This is a genomic window from Erwinia amylovora (assembly GCF_017161565.1).
Lineage (GTDB): Bacteria > Pseudomonadota > Gammaproteobacteria > Enterobacterales > Enterobacteriaceae > Erwinia > Erwinia amylovora.
In genome coordinates, this window is record NZ_CP066796.1 from 2415612 (window position 1) to 2432223 (window position 16612).

Here is a 16612-nt window from a genome sequence, read left to right on the forward strand (position 1 = left end):
TTAGGAAAAAAGCCAGCCTCGCACTCCCACTTTTAGACGAAAATCAAGCCTTGTTAACCGCGTGGAAGTTACTAGAATACTCACTATATTGTTATCGGAACTTCTTTCACCCCCTATATGTTGTGTTTATCCACAGAGTTACTCACAAAGAGCTACCTGTGTATAAACGTGGGGATTATTTGTTAAGGACAGGTAAAACGCGACATGAATCAGAGTCTGCTTGTAACCAAACGCGATGGCCGCACCGAGCGTATCGATCTCGATAAAATCCACCGTGTTCTCGACTGGGCTGCCGAAGATTTGCAAAACGTCTCCGTCTCTCAGGTTGAACTGCGTTCGCATATCCAGTTCTACGAAGGTATCCGCACTTCTGATATCCATGAAACTATCATCAAGTCAGCCGCCGATCTGATCTCCCGTGATGCGCCTGATTACCAATATATGGCCGCACGCCTGGCTATCTTCCACCTGCGTAAAAAAGCCTACGGCCAGTTTGAGCCGCCAAAATTGATCGACCAGGTGACGCGCATGGTGGAAATGGGTAAATATGACCCGCATCTGCTAACGGACTACAGCGCTGAAGAGTTTGAGCAGATGGATGGCTTTATTGATCACTGGCGCGATATGAACTTCTCTTACGCCGCGGTCAAGCAGTTGGAAGGCAAGTATCTGGTGCAGAACCGCGTCAGCGGTGATATCTATGAAAGCGCCCAGTTCCTGTACATCCTGGTCGCCGCCTGCCTGTTCTCAGGTTACCCGCGCGCCACGCGTCTGGATTACGTCAAGCGCTTCTATGACGCGATTTCAACCTTCAAAATTTCGTTGCCAACGCCGATCATGTCCGGCGTACGCACGCCAACGCGTCAGTTCAGCTCCTGTGTACTGATTGAGTGCGGCGACAGTCTGGACTCGATCAATGCCACCTCCAGCGCGATTGTGAAGTACGTTTCCCAGCGTGCCGGTATTGGTATCAATGCGGGCCGTATTCGTGCACTGGGCAGCCCGATCCGTGGCGGTGAAGCTTTCCATACCGGTTGTATTCCGTTCTACAAACACTTCCAGACGGCGGTGAAATCCTGCTCTCAGGGCGGCGTGCGCGGGGGCGCGGCTACGCTGTTCTACCCGATGTGGCATATGGAAGTGGAAAGCCTGCTGGTACTGAAAAATAACCGTGGCGTCGAAGGCAACCGCGTACGCCATATGGACTACGGGGTACAGCTCAACAAGCTGATGTATCAACGCCTGCTGAAGGGCGAAGATATCACCCTGTTCAGCCCGTCAGACGTGCCGGGCCTGTACGATGCGTTCTTCGCCAACCAGGAGGAGTTCGAACGCCTGTATACCCAATATGAGCAAGACGGCAGCATCCGCAAGCAGCGCGTGAAGGCCGTCGATCTGTTCTCCCTGATGATGCAGGAGCGGGCTTCGACCGGTCGTATCTATATTCAGAATGTGGACCACTGCAATACTCACAGCCCGTTTGACCCGGCCATCGCGCCGGTGCGTCAGTCGAACCTGTGCCTGGAAATTGCGCTGCCCACCAAGCCCATGCAGGATGTTAACGACGAAAACGGTGAAATCGCGCTTTGTACGCTTTCTGCGTTTAACCTTGGTGCTATCGACAGCCTGGACGATTTACAGGAGCTGGCAACGCTGGCGGTGCGTGCGCTCGACGCATTGCTTGACTACCAGGATTACCCTATCCCGGCGGCGAAACGTGGGGCAATGGGACGTCGTACCCTGGGTATTGGCGTGATCAACTATGCATACTATCTGGCGAAGCACGGCGTACGTTACTCTGACGGTAGCGCCAACATCCTGACGCATCAGACATTTGAAGCGATTCAGTACTGGCTGCTGAAAGCCTCCAACGAGCTGGCAATCGAACAGGGTGCCTGCCCGTGGTTTGCAGAAACCACTTACGCTCAGGGTATTATGCCGATCGATACCTACAAAAAAGACCTGGATGCCATCTGCAATACCCCGCTCTTGCTCGATTGGGAAGCCCTGCGTGAGTCAGTGAAAACCCACGGTCTGCGTAACTCCACGCTTTCTGCTCTGATGCCGTCAGAAACGTCTTCACAAATTTCCAACGCCACCAACGGCATTGAACCGCCGCGCGGCCATATCAGCATTAAAGCCTCTAAAGACGGTATTCTGCGCCAGGTGGTGCCCGAGTACGAGCTTCTGAAGGATAACTATGAGCTGCTATGGGATATGCCGAATAATGACGGCTATTTGCAGCTGGTTGGGTTGATGCAGAAGTTTGTCGACCAGGCCATTTCGTCGAACACCAACTACGACCCGACGCGCTTCGCTAACGGAAAGGTGCCGATGAAACAGCTGCTGAAAGATTTGCTGACCGCCTATAAATTCGGCGTAAAAACGCTCTATTACCAGAATACCCGCGACGGAGCAGAAGATTCACAGGACGACCTCGTACCCTCCATTCAGGACGATGGCTGTGAGAGCGGCGCCTGCAAAATCTAACCTTTATCTCCGGGGGCTGGCCTGCCAGCCCCCCGTTTTTGGAGTAAATCATGGCTTACACCACGTTTTCGCAGAATAAAAACAATCAGCTGTTGGAACCGATGTTCTTCGGTCAGTCGGTTAACGTTGCGCGCTTCGACCAGCAAAAATACGATATCTTCGAGAAGCTGATCGAAAAGCAGCTTTCCTTCTTCTGGCGACCGGAAGAAGTTGACGTCTCGCGCGATCGCATAGACTATCAGGCGCTGCCGGAGCACGAAAAACACATATTTATCAGTAATCTGAAATACCAGACGCTGCTGGATTCAATTCAGGGGCGCAGCCCGAACGTTGCGCTACTGCCGCTGATCTCTATTCCAGAACTGGAAACCTGGATTGAAACCTGGGCGTTTTCCGAAACGATCCATTCTCGTTCCTATACTCATATCATTCGCAATATTGTTAACGACCCGGCGCTGGTGTTTGACGATATCGTCACCAACGAACAGATCCTGTCGCGCGCCAAAGATATTTCCGGCTACTACGACGATCTGATTGAGATGACCAGCTACTGGCATCTGCTGGGAGAAGGAACGCATCAGGTCAATGGCAAAACCGTCACCGTTAACCTGCGCGCGCTGAAAAAACAGCTTTATCTCTGCCTGATGAGCGTCAATGCGCTGGAGGCGATCCGCTTCTATGTCAGCTTTGCCTGCTCCTTTGCCTTCGCCGAGCGCGAGCTGATGGAGGGAAATGCCAAGATCATCAAACTGATTGCCCGCGATGAGGCGCTGCACCTGACCGGAACTCAGCATATGCTGAACCTGCTGCGCAGCGGTGTGGACGACCCGGAAATGGCAGAAATTGCTAAAGAGTGTCGTCAGGAGTGCTACGACCTGTTTGTGCTGGCAGCAGAACAGGAAAAAGAGTGGGCCGAGTACCTGTTCAGCGGCGGTTCGATGATTGGCCTGAATAAAGACATCCTGTGGCAGTACATTGAATATATTACCAATATTCGCATGAATGCCGTAGGGCTGGATCTGCCGTTCAAGACCCGATCAAACCCAATCCCGTGGATTAATTCATGGCTGGTTTCGGATAACGTACAGGTCGCCCCGCAAGAAGTGGAAGTCAGCTCATATCTGGTCGGCCAGATTGACTCCGAAGTCAACGCTGATGACCTCAGCGATTTCCAGCTTTAAATATGGCGCGTTCGACCATTACGCTGCGGACTTCCGGTACGCAGCTTGAATGCCACGACGAGCACCCTTCCCTGCTGGCAGCGCTGGAATCGCACCGCGTGTGTGTCGAGTATCAGTGCCGTGAAGGCTATTGCGGCTCCTGCCGTACCCGCCTGCTGAAGGGTGAAGTCAGCTACAGCGCAACACCGCTGGCCTTTGTGCAACCGGGGGAAATTTTGCCCTGCTGCTGCCGGGCCAGCGGCGATATAGAGATTGAGCTGTAAGTAACCGCCTCTTTGATCAGGGAAGCCGAGAAAATTTCAACGGATTTTCAATCATACCAGACAGGAGTTGAATATGATTTGTCAGCAACAACATCGTTACTCCCCTGATTTTAGCGCACTCCCGGACGATCAAAGTAAATTCAATGGCCGACATAAGTGTGCCGGTTGTGCTTATGAGAAGGGTTACGAACGAGGGCGTACAAAGGCTCAGTTTCTGAATATTGATTACAGTGAGTTGCCAGATAGTCAGGCTGGCACTGTAAGGCACAAAAGCGTTCAGGCCGCCTTTGCTAAGGGGTATTTTGAAGGTGTCCTGGCTTCTTATTCATAAAGCTGAAACGCTCTGTCAGAGAAATACTTCGTGAAGCCGGGCAGACGCGCCTGACTGAGATAACCAACACATCAAGCGCAACGGCTTGCACAACCGGAAGCTCACGCCATTGAGCGGGCGTCAGCTTCCTCTGCCAGTGCTACAAGGTTTCCACCACCTCAATCCAGCCGTGTCCGCTGGTGACCGTCTGACCGTTCAGCCAGCGACGCAGCATATTCATTGCCAGCATTGCGACCATATCCTGACGTGCTTTCAGCCCATGCCGGCTGACACCGAACTTCACTTTCTGCGCGAAAGTCCCTTCCGGCGTATGCAGCGCAAGGCCTAAGCGCTGGTCTTCCATTGTTCCTACGACCAGCGCCAGATGGGCGTGATGCTTGTTGGCCAGCTGCTGACTGCGCGCCGCCAGTAAGCCAAGCGTCTCGGCCTGAGCGGGCAGCACATTACCCGCGGCCAAAGCGGCGCCGGCAGAATTAAGCTGCCACTGGAGCAATCCGGCGCTGAACTGCTCACTGACCGACAGTAACAGCTTATGCTCTTTCAAACGCCGTGCCAGCTGTTCAGGCAGCGTTTCCAGCCCTTCAAAAATGACGCTGTCGCCGGCGATTTCCCGCACCTGCTGCCAGAACTGCTCCATTTCAGGGCGCTTTTCCAGCGGGCCATTCAGTTTCAGTTCGATGATCGGCATTGAGGCGCGATAACCCATAACAACGCCTTCCGGCAGAGGTAGTGCTTCAATGGCGGATGCCAGGTCACTCTCGCCACGGCCAAAGGTGGTCATGCGTAAACAAAGCGGCGGTTGCGGAAGCGCGTAACGCGCTTTCAGACGTGGCAGAATTTGATCCGTCACCATCACCTTATATTCTGAAGGCACGCCGGGCGTGAAGAATATCCAGCAGCGGTTCAACTGCATGGCAAAACCACAGGCGGTGCCAACCGGGTTGTCGATCATCTCCGCACCCTGGGGGATTTCAGCCTGCTTACGATTGCTGGCCGCCATCACTTTGCCACGACTGGCGAAGAACTCCTCCATTTTAGTCAGCCATTCCGGCTGAAATTCCAGCGCCACACCGGCGGCAGTGGCGGCCGCCAGCGCACTCAGATCGTCACTGGTCGGCCCAAGACCGCCGTTAACGATCAGGACGTCAGCCACCTGACTGCGTTCGGTCAGTACGGCGACCAGCTCTTCCAGACTGTCACCCACCGTCTGGCGCCGCGTCATCGCTAAGCCCTGCTCCAACAGCAATGCGGCCAGCCAGGCCGCATTGCTGTCGACGATCTGCCCGTGCAGCACTTCATCACCTGTCGCGAGCATTTCCACTCTGATCATTTTTCTCTCCGGATATAAGCAATTCTTGACACTGTATGAAGTGCAAGTCAGAAACACAATGCAAGTTTAAGTAATTGAATCAGTTTCTGCCGGAGAATGAATCATCGTTTAAATACCCCGCGCGGCCGGGTCAGGCGCCGCGCAGGACCACCGGCCCCTCGCGGAGCGAACGTCAGTCCGCTATGCCCGTCACCTGCCCCAGAGGCCTTTTGTCTGGCTCACCGGGTACATGTACCTCGTCAACTGTCGAATCCGTTGCTGCCATAATCTCCCGCGCTTCGGCTTCGTCAGCGGCATCTTTTTCAAGGCTTTCCTGTTGCTGACCTTTAAGCGGTGCATAGACCAGATCGATAAGGATCGGAAAATGGTCCGATCCCATATTTTGTAAACGACGAATGCCTGCCAGGACAAAATGTTGACTGTGGAAAACGTGATCCAGCGGCCAGCGTAAAATGGGGTAGCCCGCATGGAAAGTACAGAACATTCCCCGGCCACGGCGTGGGTCAAGCAGGCCGCTGATTTTCAAAAACAGCTGGGTGGTGCGTGACCAGGCAACATCATTAAGATCGCCGGTGACAATGACCGGTTGCGCCGCCGATGCCACGCTTTTACCCACCATCACCAGTTCGGCATCCCGGTCTGTCGACTCGTCGCTCTCCGTCGGACTGGGCGGCATCGGATGTACACAGTGCAGCCTTACATCCGTCTGTTCATCCAGTTGAACCAGCATATGCATTGAAGGGATTGCATCGTCGACCAGAAACTGAATTTCAGCATCTTTAAGCGGCAGGCGCGAGTAAACGTGCATCCCATAGAGATTATCCTGTGGGCACTTCAGGCTATAAGGATAATCTGCTGACAACACGTCCAGCTGCGCTTGCCACCAGTGGTCCGTTTCCAGTGCAATCAGGACATCCGGCTGCTCCGCCTGCACCTGAGCCAATAGCCGCGCTGCCTGTCTGTTGGGGGTAAGGACATTCGACACCATCACCCGTAAACGAGGAGCATCGCTATAACCACGATGATCCTTGACCTGCTTTGGGCTGAAAGACGTATAGGGGTAGATCCACCAGCATTGATAAGCGGCACAGCCAGCATTAATCAGTGCCAGCACCAGCGCCCAGCCATGCTGGCTGCTGAAACAGAGGCTAACCAGCGTGAAGCCTGCCCCCATAATGGCCAGCTGCAACCGGGGAAAGTCCCAAACGCGTATCCACCAGGCTTGAAAATGCAGAAGAGGGGCGAGGGTTAACAGCACCAGCACCAGCGTCAAAAATGTCAAAAAAACCATGCAATCTATCCTTTAATTACTGTTAAAAACACTGCTGCGCAGCTTTATCCGACCGGTCAATATCACGTTTTGCCACGGGTGACGGGCAGAGGAAGTGGTTTTTCACTGTTTCAGGCTGACTCGCCCCGTGTTGTTTCGTGCAAGCGCGACAAAAATGCCTCCGCCCACCAATGACTGTCGTGAAGGGTAAGCTGTCTCAACAGACGCCCGTGCCGTTCACGGCGTTCCTCCAGAGGAAGATGCAAGGCCGAATGCATGGCTTCAGCTATCTCCTGCGGATCGTACGGGTTAACAATCATGGCATCTGTCATCTGCTCTGCCGCGCCGGCAAACTTTGACAAAACCAGAACCCCCGGATCGTCCGGGTTTTGCAGGGCGATATACATTTTGGCCATCAGGCTCATGCCAGCAACCAGCGGAGTCACCAGCGCGACTCGTGCGGCACGATAAATGCCGGCCTGCTGCTCCCGGCTATAGGACGTGGTCAGACAGCTCACCGGATACCAGTTCAGCGTGCCGTGCGCGCCATTCATTCCACCGCACAGGCTTTCCAGATGATGGCTAATGTCCCGCGACAGGCACGCATGGCCCGCCGCCGGTGAGGCCAGCTGAAGCAGCGTGGCGTTACCGACATAGTGTGGATGCGCCTGCAACAGCGCCTCCATCGCGCTGATGCGGTAAGGCAGCCCGGCGCTGTCATCCAGATGCCCGCCGCTAAGGATGATGCTTTCTGGCAATGAATCCCGGCACTGCTGCTCAATGCTGCTGCATCCATCGCTTTCACTCAGCGTCAACGCGTCACGGCTATCGATACCAGCGGGAAATACGCCAACGTTAATCGTCCGGCCACGGACCCTGAAAGCGGTGGCAGCAATTCGCTCGATGCGGAATGTTGATTCAATCCACAGCAGAAAACCGTTCATATCGCGCTGCGTCTGAAAACCGATCAGATCGCAGCAAAGCAATGATTCGGCCAACCACTGCCACTCGGGAATGGCTTCTATACCGAGCCCCGGCGGAAAGGGCTGATGCAGGAAAAAACCCACGGGATTATTCAGGCCAGCTTCGCGGATCAGTCTTATACAGGGTATCAGGTGATAATCCTGTATCCAGATATCATCATCTGGCCCGGCGCATTCTGTCACCGCACGGGCGTAGGCTTTATTAAGGCTCTGATACTGAAGAAGATACGCAGCGGTGAAGTGGGCCAAATCGGGCCGCTGGTGGAATACCGGCCACATCCCTTTATGCACGTAGCCGTGATAGCCCAGTTCATATTCGTCATCAGTCAATGGAAAAGTCAGGGTGTTGAAGCCGCGGTCGCAACGGGTGGTTAGCTGGCGTAAGGCGTCTGCCGGGGCTGCTTCCCTTGTACCGTCCCAGCTGATCCACGTCCCTTTGCGGCGTGACAGAATACCCGTGTAAATCGCTGCAAGGGTTGAGTGAGCGGATTGATTGAGCGATACCAGGATTAAACCAGACATCAGGATTACCTCTTGTTATGACGCGGGCATAAGAAACAATACGACGTGAATACGCGCGGGGGGTGCCATGCTCAATCGCAGCCGCCGTTGTTTCACATCTTGCTGTCGCGTTGGGGCAATTATTTAGTGACGATGGCAAAAAACCGACCATTGAAACAGAACGCTGTTCTGGCCGCTGAAAGTGAAACAGGATTTTGCTCTGCCTGTTGCGCGCTAAGGAGCACAACGCCTTTGCTGTAATGCAGTGCTACGCCAGTGGCGGTGATCTGCGTCTTCATGGCCCTTCCGGTTAATGGCTCAGATAACATTAGTGCCAGGCATTAAACTGCTTTTGGTGTAAAAAAGCCGTAAAAATTTCGCCCTGAACATATAAATCACGTAAATAATATTGTACTTATGTATGCTCTTACAGCGTCTCTCGGCACTATCCTGAAAGTAGACCGGCAATATGATTCGCTTTACGGCCAAAATCTGCCGAACGTTCAGGAGCCAGTTGAGGATCATATGTCGTCATACTTAACTCAAAATAAGACCGGTAAATGAAAACTTCAGATAAACAACCCTTGCCCACGGCCATGCTGGCGGCAGCGGGCATCGTATTTGGTGATATCGGAACCAGCCCGCTTTATACCCTTAGAGAATGCCTGTCCATACTGCCCGACGGCGGCATTAATAAAGTGGCCGTTATGGGGTTTCTTTCCCTGATTTTCTGGGGGCTTACGCTGATCGTTACGGTGAAGTACGTCTGCTTTGTGATGCGTGCCGACCATGACGGGGAAGGCGGTATTCTCACGCTGATGTCCCTTGCGCGACAGAAGGTGGGTAGCCGTGCCTCACGCATCATCGTGCTGGCCGGACTGACGGGCGGTGCCTTTTTCTACGGTGATGGCATTATCACCCCTGCTATCTCCGTGCTGTCCGCGGTGGAAGGCATTGAGGTTGTTGCTCCGGCTCTCGACCGCTTTATCGTCCCGCTGTCGGTTGCCATCCTGACGCTGCTTTTTATCATCCAGAAGCACGGAACTGAAAAGGTCAGCCGGGTATTTGGTCCGGTCATGGTGATCTGGTTTATCACGCTCGCCGCCATGGGTATCAGGGGGATAATGATGAACCCCGCGATACTTCATGCGCTTAATCCGGCATTTGCGCTGGAATTCCTGCTAGGCAATCAGGCGATCTCTTTCGCCGCGCTGGGGATGGTGGTGCTGGCGGTAACCGGTGCCGAGGCGCTATACGCTGACATGGGGCACCTGGGTAAACGCCCAATCAGGCTGGCCTGGCTGATTCTGGCCATGCCGGCGCTGGTGCTGAACTACTTCGGCCAGGGAGCACTGGTTCTGGCCGATACCGCCACCGCCAGGAACCCCTTCTACCTGCTGGCACCGCAGTGGGCGCAGATCCCGTTAATCGTTCTTTCCACGCTGGCTACCGTTATTGCCGCTCAGTCGATCATTACCGGCATTTACACCCTGACCCAGCAGGCAATACGCCAGGGCTTTTTGCCCCCGGTACGCATTGTGTTTACCTCCGCCACGGAATCGGGCCAGATCTACATTCCGGTGGTTAACTGGCTGCTTTTTGCCGCAGTCACTGCGGTTATTCTGGCTTTCCGGCACTCTTCTTCCCTGTCGTCTGCCTACGGCATTGTGGTCACGGGGACGATGGTACTGACATCGTGTCTGGCCGGGGTGGTTGCCATTAAAAACTGGAAGTGGCCTTTAATCGCTTCGGTGCCTTTTATTCTTTGCTTGCTGGCGGTTGACGTTCCGCTGTTCGGCGCTAACCTGCGCAAACTGTTGTCCGGAGGATGGGTTCCGGTACTGATGGCGCTGGTTATGCTGGTTCTGATGTATATCTGGAGTTCGGAGCGGTCGAAGATTATTCGCCGCCTGACTGATAATGCTGAAGGGCTCAATGCCATGGTCAGCTCGCTGGAGAAGTTACCGCCCAAGCGGGTCGATGGTACGGCCATCTTCCTGACCAAGAAAGAACACGAAATTCCGCAAGCGCTGCTGCACAACCTGAAACATAACCGGGTGCTGCATGAACGCGTTGTCCTGCTGCATATCAGGACCTGTGACACGCCAAGGGTGCATAACCAGCAGCGCATAACAATCCGTCAGCTTTCCCCCTCTTTCTGGCAGATCGTCGCCTCCTATGGCTGGCAGGAAGTGCCATCCATGCAGGATATTCTGCACCTCTGTGGACTGGAAGGATTTGGATGCACGGTCAACGAAGCCTCCTTCTTCACCTCGCACGACACCTTAGTGATGAGAAAAAGGAAAGGCCTGGCACGCCTGAGCGGTGGAATATTCCACTTCTTCCAGCGTAACGCACTGCGCGCTCACGCACAGTTTATGATCCCCCCTAACAGGGTGATTGAACTGGGTGGACAGAAAGAGTTCTGATCCTGTCGGCAAAAAACCAGTCCGGAGCCTAATCCGCTCTGGATTGCCCCGCCCGACTGCTTTCGCCCGCATAACGTAGGTCCACAGGGCAAGGATGCCTGGCTGACAACATTTCAAACTGGTTCTATAGTCTGGCCAGTTCTGCCGGAGGCGATGGCGGTCACCAGCTGAAGAAGATTACCGCGAGGATCGTACGGGGAAAGTAACAGCGAACGTAGAACAGACGCCCGACAGGGCGTCTGTGATAACCAACGAGATTAACGACGCAGCAGCAAACCGATGACCAGGCCCAGCGTGGCACCCACGCCAACGCCATGCCACGGCTTGTCATGGATGTAATCATCCGCGCAGCAAGCGGCCTGTTTCGCACGCGCGTAGTAAGAATCAGACGCGCTGCCAAGGCGGGACTTGACTTCATTAAGTGACTTTTCTGCTTTAGCTTTCAGCTCAACGTACTTCTCATCTGCCGCGTCGCCAGACGATTTCAGCACCGATTCCAGCGTTTCTGCCAGCAGCGCCAGATCGTCATCCAGGCGGGTATCTTGTGATTCAGTCTTCGTTGCCATTTTGTTCCTCCGTGGGCGAATAAAGGTTTGTCGACTAACTATAGACAGTTTTTAGCGTTTTGCCTGAGTAAAGTGGTCAGCAGTTGGCTAAGACGCCAGCTGACGGCGTCCGGCAGTTAATAATCTCGCCTCAATTCTGCCTTCCTGACTCGATAATTCAGCAAAATGCCTGCGCTGATTAGAATAATCTGATAAATTTTTGGTTGAACTGAATTTTTTACCCGGCTGACTGTCGTAACTCCCTGTAACCGGGCCAAATCCGGTTGAGCGAATGTGAATATACCAGACAGATTTTCGCTGGCGGGAGATGACCACCCGACCGCGGCCAGAAAGCAGTGACCGGGGTGCGCCCCCTGCTGCCAACGGAAAGATGGAAGGTGTTGCGACCACTACAAACTCCGTTCTACCAGAGGAAATGATTTCCGGCATGAATCGAAGAATGTTTATGAAAGCGTCAATGGCATTCGCGACCTTAAGTGGGATGTCCGGGCTATCTGCGTTATTCTCCCAGGCTGCCTGGGCGGAAGACGGGATTGCCGATGGCAGCGCAAAGCGATTTGATTTTGACGAGCTAAAAAAAATGGCCGCCAGCATGGCGGGTAAAGCTTATGGCGGAGCCCCCGCCCCGTTACCTGACACCCTGGCAACGCTGACTCCACAAGCCTATAACGAAATCCAGTACGATGCTAACCACTCATTGTGGAATGGCACCGACCGCCAGCTTGACGTCCAGTTCTTTCATGTGGGGATGGGCTTCAAACGCCGTATTCGCATGTTCTCTGTGGATGAAGCCAGCCGTGAAGCGCGTGAGATCCACTTCCGTCCGCAACTGTTCAACTATAATGACGCCAGGGTTGATACCAGGCAGCTGGAAGGCAAAACCGATCTCGGCTTTGCCGGCTTCCGCGCGTTTAAGAAACCGGAGCTGGCTAAACGCGATATCGTCTCTTTCCTCGGGGCCAGCTATTTCCGTGCAGTCGATGAAACCTTCCAGTACGGCCTGTCGGCACGTGGGGTTTCTGTCAACACCTTCAGCAATGGCCAGGAAGAGTTTCCTGACTTCACCGCTTTCTGGTTCGAGACGCCAAAAGCGGATGACACCACCTTTGTGGTTTACACCCTGCTTGATGGCCCCAGCTGCACCGGCGCATTTAAATTTACTATTCACTGCGAAGAGAAACGCGTGGTGATGGAGGTAGAAAACCACCTCTATGCGCGTAAGGATATCCGGCAGCTGGGTATCGCGCCGATGACCACCATGTTCAGCTGCGGCACCAATGAACGCCGCATGTGCGATACCATCCATCCGCAGATCCACGATTCGGATCGTCTGGCGATGTGGACCGGCAGCGGCGAGTGGATCTGCCGCCCGCTGAACAACCCGCAACGCCTGACGTATAACGCCTATCAGGACGAGAACCCGCGCGGGTTTGGCATGCTGCAACTCAATCATGACTTTGACAGCTATCAGGATGTGATTGGCTGGTACAACAAACGCCCGAGCCTGTGGGTCGAACCGGTTGGCAAATGGGGCAAAGGCGCTATTAACCTGATGGAAATCCCGACCACGGGCGAAACGCTGGATAATATCGTTTGCTGCTGGCAGCCTGCCGTGGCGATTAAGGCCGGAAGCGAGCACAGTTTCTCCTACAAGCTCTACTGGAGCGGCCTGCCGCCGGTTCGCAGCGGGTTGTCGCGCGTCAACGCCACCCGCTCCGGCATGGGGGGCTTCCCGGAAGGCTGGGCGCCAGGAGAAAACTATCCTGCCGTCTGGGCGCGACGGTTCGCGGTGGACTTCGTCGGGGGCGATTTAAAAGCTGCCGCGCCGAAAGGCATCGAGCCGGTGCTTAACGTCTCATCGGGTACCATTAAGCAGGTGGAGATCCTCTACGTCGAGCCGATCGACGGCTACCGTATTCTGTTTGACTGGTACCCTGACAGCGAGGCGACCCATCCTGTGGATATGCGCCTGTTCCTGCGCAGCAAAGATGAAACGCTGAGCGAAACCTGGCTGTATCAGTATTTCCCGCCGCCGCCGGATAAGCGCAAATATGTTGATGACCGGGTAATGACCGCCGGCTAAATCCCTCATCATCGGCAGGGGCCGCCTGGCTCCTGCTGGCATAACGGTTGATATGCGCTTCAGCAGCGGGGATTTCGCCGCATATCAATATGGCGGATGCCATCCTCCAGATATTCAGCGCTCACCGCACTGAAACCCAGCCGACGATAAAACTGCTGTAAATGCGCCTGAGCAGAGAGAAAAATAGCCTGCTGCTGCCAGTATTTTTCACAGCTGGCTATCGCCTGCTGCACCAACTGATTGCCAAGCCTCATTCCGCGCGCTTCTGCGGCAACGGCAACTCTGCCAATTTTCACTGGCTTACCCGCGCTTTCCGGGCCAAGAATACGTGCACAGGCGACCAGCCTGCCGCGCGCTACGCCGAGGATATGGCGGTTGTCACCGGCCAGATCCGCTCCGTCAATATCAGCATAAGCACAACGCTGCTCTACGATAAATACGGCATTGCGCAAGCCCAGCAGCTGGTACAGCTGGGTGGTGTTGAGGTCGCGATGATGCAAATCCTGCCAGAAAATCTCCATAGCCTGTCCCTCTTTCACCCGTTAATAGGGATATGCCGCTAACCCCTGCGTTTATTTAATCACAGGGCCAGACAGAGAAACAGTGAGCAAAGCAGTGCGGCCAGCCACGGCAGCCCCTGTCGCGTAACCGACATCGCCGCCCCTCCCAGCAGCGGGCCAGACAGCGCTCCGGCTCCCCAGGCAAGCGGCAGTAAGGTATACACGCGGGTAAGCGCCGCGCCCTGAAAGCGCGCGCCGATTAATGTCATCATCAGGGTATAGATGCCGACAAAAACGCCGCCCCAGCAGAACAGCAGCGCGTAGCTGCACCAAAGATGGCCCAGGGCTATTGGCCAGCACAGCGCGCCCGGCACGGACAGCGCAGAGCACAGCAGCAGTAACCTTTTGCGATCGTAGCGGTCCGCCAGCCAGCCAATGGGCAGCTGCATGATAATGGCCCCCCCAGTAGAATAGCTAACAGCGAGGAAGCCTGCTCCACGCCCCAGCCAGGCCTGACGGCATACAGCCCCAACAGATTCATCCCGGCGGTTTCCACAGCGGCACTCAATACCGCCGCCGCCAGTGCCAGCGGGATCATCGCTGTCGCCTGGAGCAGGCTTAACGCCGCTTCATCAGCCGTAGCGCGGGGCGGCTGCCCTGACGGTAGCGTGGCTAATATCGCCAACGCGCTACCCGCGACAAACAGGCCGCTACCGCTGCCCCAGATGCTTAACATCAGTGGGCCGCCGGCAAAGCCCAGCGACAGCATGGCAATGTATAACGCCATATTTTTTGCCCGGATCTGTTCGCTGCTGTGCTGGCTGAGCCAGCTTTGCGATACCACCAGGATAACCTCTGCCGCCATGCCCGGCAGCAGACGCAGCCACCACCAGGCGCCAACGGGTCGCCACAGAAACAGTAAAAGGACTATCGCTACCGCCGTCAGTGCCAGCTGCAGCAAACGCTGCGCAGCGAAACGGCGGCACAGACACGGTAATAAAGGGGCGATCAGCAGTACGCCAGCGGCATGCAGCGCGGCATTTATGCCGATCTGCAGCGTGCTATAGCCCTGCTCTGCCAGCCGTAGCGCGATAAGCGGCGCGCTCAGGCCGAAAATCAAACCAAACAGCGTTGCCGCCGCAATCGGTTGCAGGAAGCGTCGCATATCTGGCCTCAGAATAAAGAGCGGCGTGACCGTACGCCTCTTTTGTGCAGCCGGTGATCCATCAGGCTAAGGCGTCGCTGCGTCAGCGCGTTTAGCATACGCTGGTGCCAGCTACGGCCGGGTGCCGGTTGCAGCACCTTTTGCAGCAGGCAGACATAATCCATCAGCAGACCGGGCGTCCATGTCATGCCGTCGGCACGGCTGCGCACCAGCCACAGCAGCCAGAAATCAGTATTGAGCAGCAGGCCCAACACCCTCCCCCCACGCGCGCCCAGAGCGCCTTCTATCGCCACATCCAGCGCCTGAATCACCGTGGTGGAACAGTTACGCGATGTCAGGTTATAGCGGGTGTCCGTGCAGTAAACCTGCCAGTAATTACGCAGCGCCTCGGCATTATAGTGGCGCAGCGTGAGCCGTCTGTCCGGGATGCACCAGTCATCGATTTCCTGCTGCAACGACGAGAGGAAGCGGCCCGCAACGTCATATTCCTCACCGCCGCGCAGCACGGCGCGAAAGTTACTGAAGTCACGGTCGATATCTGCCAGCGGGTAGTGGCTGATATATAACTGGCCGGGTAGCTCCAGCGCCGTGTGACCGGTGGAAATGTTGCGCTCGCCGTCGATGGCAGCCAGATAGCGGTCAATCAGAATACGCCGTTCGCTCACCATCGCCGAGCCAACCGGCGTCCAGACCAGAATCTGCATTGCCGCTGCTGGCTCGGCAGCGGGAAATGGCGGATGCACGTAAGCAGTGCCATGAGGACGACGCAGGCCGCGTGAGGTAAACATCGGCAAAGTGGTCACTGAGGTGTCAGCAGGCAGCAGCCAAAGATGCATCGCAAACGTCAGCAACGATACGCCGGAATGGAGCATCATTGCGGCAAAACAGCCTGCGATCACGATATGGTGATGAAATGGCCAGTTGCAGAATATCAGCAGGCTGAGCAGCAGCTGCAGCAGCCCGAACAGCACTTTTTTGCCGTACAGGCGGCAGCGTATCAGGCAGGTTGAGATGATGCGGAACAGGCCATCCAGTAACAGCAGGGTGGCAAAAAGCAGCGACAGCAGTTTGCTTTGACCGTCATAGCCAAAGACCAGCAGCGCAATGGCGATCAAACAGCCGCCGCGCACAAAGTTTGCCTTGCTAAACGGCGGTGTTGAAATTAGCGCGGTGACCAGCGCCACCACGCCTTCTGTCAGCAGCACGGAGGTCAGAACATACAGCGGGAATGACAGCGATCCATCCGAGACAATATCCACCAGTATCACCACCCCGCTACCTGCCCAGATCACACTCAACACCACCAGCAGCATCCAGCGCGCTTTCAGTTCCCGGGCTCCAATTAATAACAGCAACAATCTTAGCAAGGGGATACTCCAGCATCTCAGGGCGTGATAACCATTAACACACCGTGTATCACCTGAAGACTGTGCCCGTCAGATTTTGTTCCAGCCTCCGGCTGACATCGCGATGTCGTTTAATATCCATTAGGAATTTTCTCTAAAATACGCCTGAGAACT

General features: G+C 55.2%; 15 protein-coding genes. 6 read left to right on the plus strand and 9 right to left on the minus strand.

Annotated elements, in window-relative coordinates:
• Positions 1-204 precede the first annotated feature (204 nt).
• The 4 genes from nrdA (at position 205) to JGC47_RS11155 (ending at position 4265) form a co-directional block, all read left to right on the plus strand.
• Entirely contained in the window at positions 205-2490 is a 2286-nt protein-coding gene (nrdA, locus tag JGC47_RS11140; RefSeq protein WP_004158554.1) for a class 1a ribonucleoside-diphosphate reductase subunit alpha, read from the plus strand.
• Positions 2491-2540: 50 nt separating this feature from the next.
• On the plus strand, positions 2541-3671 hold the full coding sequence (gene nrdB / locus JGC47_RS11145) for a class Ia ribonucleoside-diphosphate reductase subunit beta (RefSeq protein WP_004158555.1): 1131 nt from the start codon (positions 2541-2543) through the stop codon (positions 3669-3671).
• Between the two features lie 2 nt (positions 3672-3673).
• A complete protein-coding gene (gene yfaE, locus JGC47_RS11150; protein ID WP_004158558.1) occupies positions 3674-3934 on the plus strand; it encodes a class I ribonucleotide reductase maintenance protein YfaE in 261 nt (86 codons plus the stop codon).
• 73 nt (positions 3935-4007) lie between these two features.
• Complete coding sequence (locus JGC47_RS11155) at positions 4008-4265, plus strand: hypothetical protein (protein ID WP_004164578.1); 258 nt, start codon at positions 4008-4010, stop codon at positions 4263-4265.
• Between the two features lie 139 nt (positions 4266-4404).
• Here JGC47_RS11155 and JGC47_RS11160 read toward each other — a convergent pair whose 3' ends face one another.
• The 4 genes from JGC47_RS11160 to JGC47_RS11175 all read right to left on the minus strand — a co-directional run bounded on the left by JGC47_RS11160 (position 4405) and on the right by JGC47_RS11175 (position 8648).
• Entirely contained in the window at positions 4405-5595 is a 1191-nt protein-coding gene (locus tag JGC47_RS11160) for a nicotinamide mononucleotide deamidase-related protein YfaY (protein ID WP_004158562.1), read from the minus strand.
• Between the two features lie 172 nt (positions 5596-5767).
• Positions 5768-6886 carry an endonuclease/exonuclease/phosphatase family protein gene (locus tag JGC47_RS11165; protein ID WP_004158565.1) on the minus strand — a complete coding sequence of 373 codons (1119 nt, stop codon included), beginning with the start codon at positions 6884-6886 and terminating at the stop codon, positions 5768-5770.
• 110 nt (positions 6887-6996) lie between these two features.
• Positions 6997-8370, minus strand: a complete 1374-nt coding sequence (locus JGC47_RS11170; RefSeq protein WP_004158567.1) for an alpha,alpha-trehalose-phosphate synthase (UDP-forming) — start codon at positions 8368-8370, stop codon at positions 6997-6999.
• 119 nt (positions 8371-8489) lie between these two features.
• Positions 8490-8648 (minus strand): hypothetical protein, encoded by a 159-nt coding sequence (locus JGC47_RS11175; RefSeq protein ID WP_013036120.1) that lies wholly within the window; start codon positions 8646-8648, stop codon positions 8490-8492.
• A 261-nt stretch (positions 8649-8909) separates the two neighbouring features.
• Between JGC47_RS11175 and kup the strand changes: the two genes are divergently transcribed.
• A complete protein-coding gene (kup, locus tag JGC47_RS11180) occupies positions 8910-10778 on the plus strand; it encodes a low affinity potassium transporter Kup (RefSeq protein ID WP_004158573.1) in 1869 nt (622 codons plus the stop codon).
• A 257-nt stretch (positions 10779-11035) separates the two neighbouring features.
• Here the strand turns inward: kup and elaB are convergent, their stop codons facing one another.
• Positions 11036-11344, minus strand: coding sequence for a stress response protein ElaB (gene elaB / locus JGC47_RS11185; protein ID WP_004158575.1), 309 nt, complete (start codon positions 11342-11344; stop codon positions 11036-11038).
• Between the two features lie 427 nt (positions 11345-11771).
• On the opposite strand from elaB, the gene JGC47_RS11190 reads away from it, so the two are divergent.
• A complete protein-coding gene (locus tag JGC47_RS11190; RefSeq protein ID WP_013036121.1) occupies positions 11772-13427 on the plus strand; it encodes a glucan biosynthesis protein D in 1656 nt (551 codons plus the stop codon).
• 59 nt (positions 13428-13486) lie between these two features.
• Here the strand turns inward: JGC47_RS11190 and JGC47_RS11195 are convergent, their stop codons facing one another.
• From JGC47_RS11195 to JGC47_RS11205, 4 genes are read right to left on the minus strand one after another with little or no spacing between them, the layout of a single operon-like run.
• Entirely contained in the window at positions 13487-13948 is a 462-nt protein-coding gene (locus JGC47_RS11195) for a GNAT family N-acetyltransferase (protein WP_004162613.1), read from the minus strand.
• A gap of 59 nt (positions 13949-14007) precedes the next feature.
• Positions 14008-14376, minus strand: a complete 369-nt coding sequence (locus tag JGC47_RS17650; RefSeq protein ID WP_004158579.1) for an MFS transporter — start codon at positions 14374-14376, stop codon at positions 14008-14010.
• On the minus strand, positions 14274-15092 hold the full coding sequence (locus JGC47_RS11200; RefSeq protein WP_004158581.1) for an MFS transporter: 819 nt from the start codon (positions 15090-15092) through the stop codon (positions 14274-14276). Before JGC47_RS11200 ends, JGC47_RS17650 begins: the two co-directional genes overlap by 103 nt.
• Before the next feature lie 8 nt (positions 15093-15100).
• Positions 15101-16459 (minus strand): hypothetical protein, encoded by a 1359-nt coding sequence (locus tag JGC47_RS11205; protein WP_004158583.1) that lies wholly within the window; start codon positions 16457-16459, stop codon positions 15101-15103.
• Between the last annotated feature and the right edge of the window lie 153 nt (positions 16460-16612).

What these genes read in the sequence shown, in the direction of transcription:
- nrdB (WP_004158555.1), top strand. Translation starts at nt 2,541, where the DNA reads ATGGCTTACACCACGTTTTCGCAGAATAAAAACAATCAGCTGTTGGAA.
- JGC47_RS11170 (WP_004158567.1), bottom strand. Translation starts at nt 8,370, where the DNA reads ATGTCTGGTTTAATCCTGGTATCGCTCAATCAATCCGCTCACTCAACC.
- JGC47_RS11195 (WP_004162613.1), bottom strand. Translation starts at nt 13,948, where the DNA reads ATGGAGATTTTCTGGCAGGATTTGCATCATCGCGACCTCAACACCACC.
- elaB (WP_004158575.1), bottom strand. Translation starts at nt 11,344, where the DNA reads ATGGCAACGAAGACTGAATCACAAGATACCCGCCTGGATGACGATCTG.
- JGC47_RS11175 (WP_013036120.1), bottom strand. Translation starts at nt 8,648, where the DNA reads ATGAAGACGCAGATCACCGCCACTGGCGTAGCACTGCATTACAGCAAA.
- JGC47_RS11155 (WP_004164578.1), top strand. Translation starts at nt 4,008, where the DNA reads ATGATTTGTCAGCAACAACATCGTTACTCCCCTGATTTTAGCGCACTC.
- JGC47_RS11160 (WP_004158562.1), bottom strand. Translation starts at nt 5,595, where the DNA reads ATGATCAGAGTGGAAATGCTCGCGACAGGTGATGAAGTGCTGCACGGG.
- JGC47_RS11200 (WP_004158581.1), bottom strand. Translation starts at nt 15,092, where the DNA reads ATGCGACGCTTCCTGCAACCGATTGCGGCGGCAACGCTGTTTGGTTTG.
- nrdA (WP_004158554.1), top strand. Translation starts at nt 205, where the DNA reads ATGAATCAGAGTCTGCTTGTAACCAAACGCGATGGCCGCACCGAGCGT.
- JGC47_RS17650 (WP_004158579.1), bottom strand. Translation starts at nt 14,376, where the DNA reads ATGCAGCTGCCCATTGGCTGGCTGGCGGACCGCTACGATCGCAAAAGG.
- JGC47_RS11190 (WP_013036121.1), top strand. Translation starts at nt 11,772, where the DNA reads ATGAATCGAAGAATGTTTATGAAAGCGTCAATGGCATTCGCGACCTTA.
- kup (WP_004158573.1), top strand. Translation starts at nt 8,910, where the DNA reads ATGAAAACTTCAGATAAACAACCCTTGCCCACGGCCATGCTGGCGGCA.
- yfaE (WP_004158558.1), top strand. Translation starts at nt 3,674, where the DNA reads ATGGCGCGTTCGACCATTACGCTGCGGACTTCCGGTACGCAGCTTGAA.
- JGC47_RS11165 (WP_004158565.1), bottom strand. Translation starts at nt 6,886, where the DNA reads ATGGTTTTTTTGACATTTTTGACGCTGGTGCTGGTGCTGTTAACCCTC.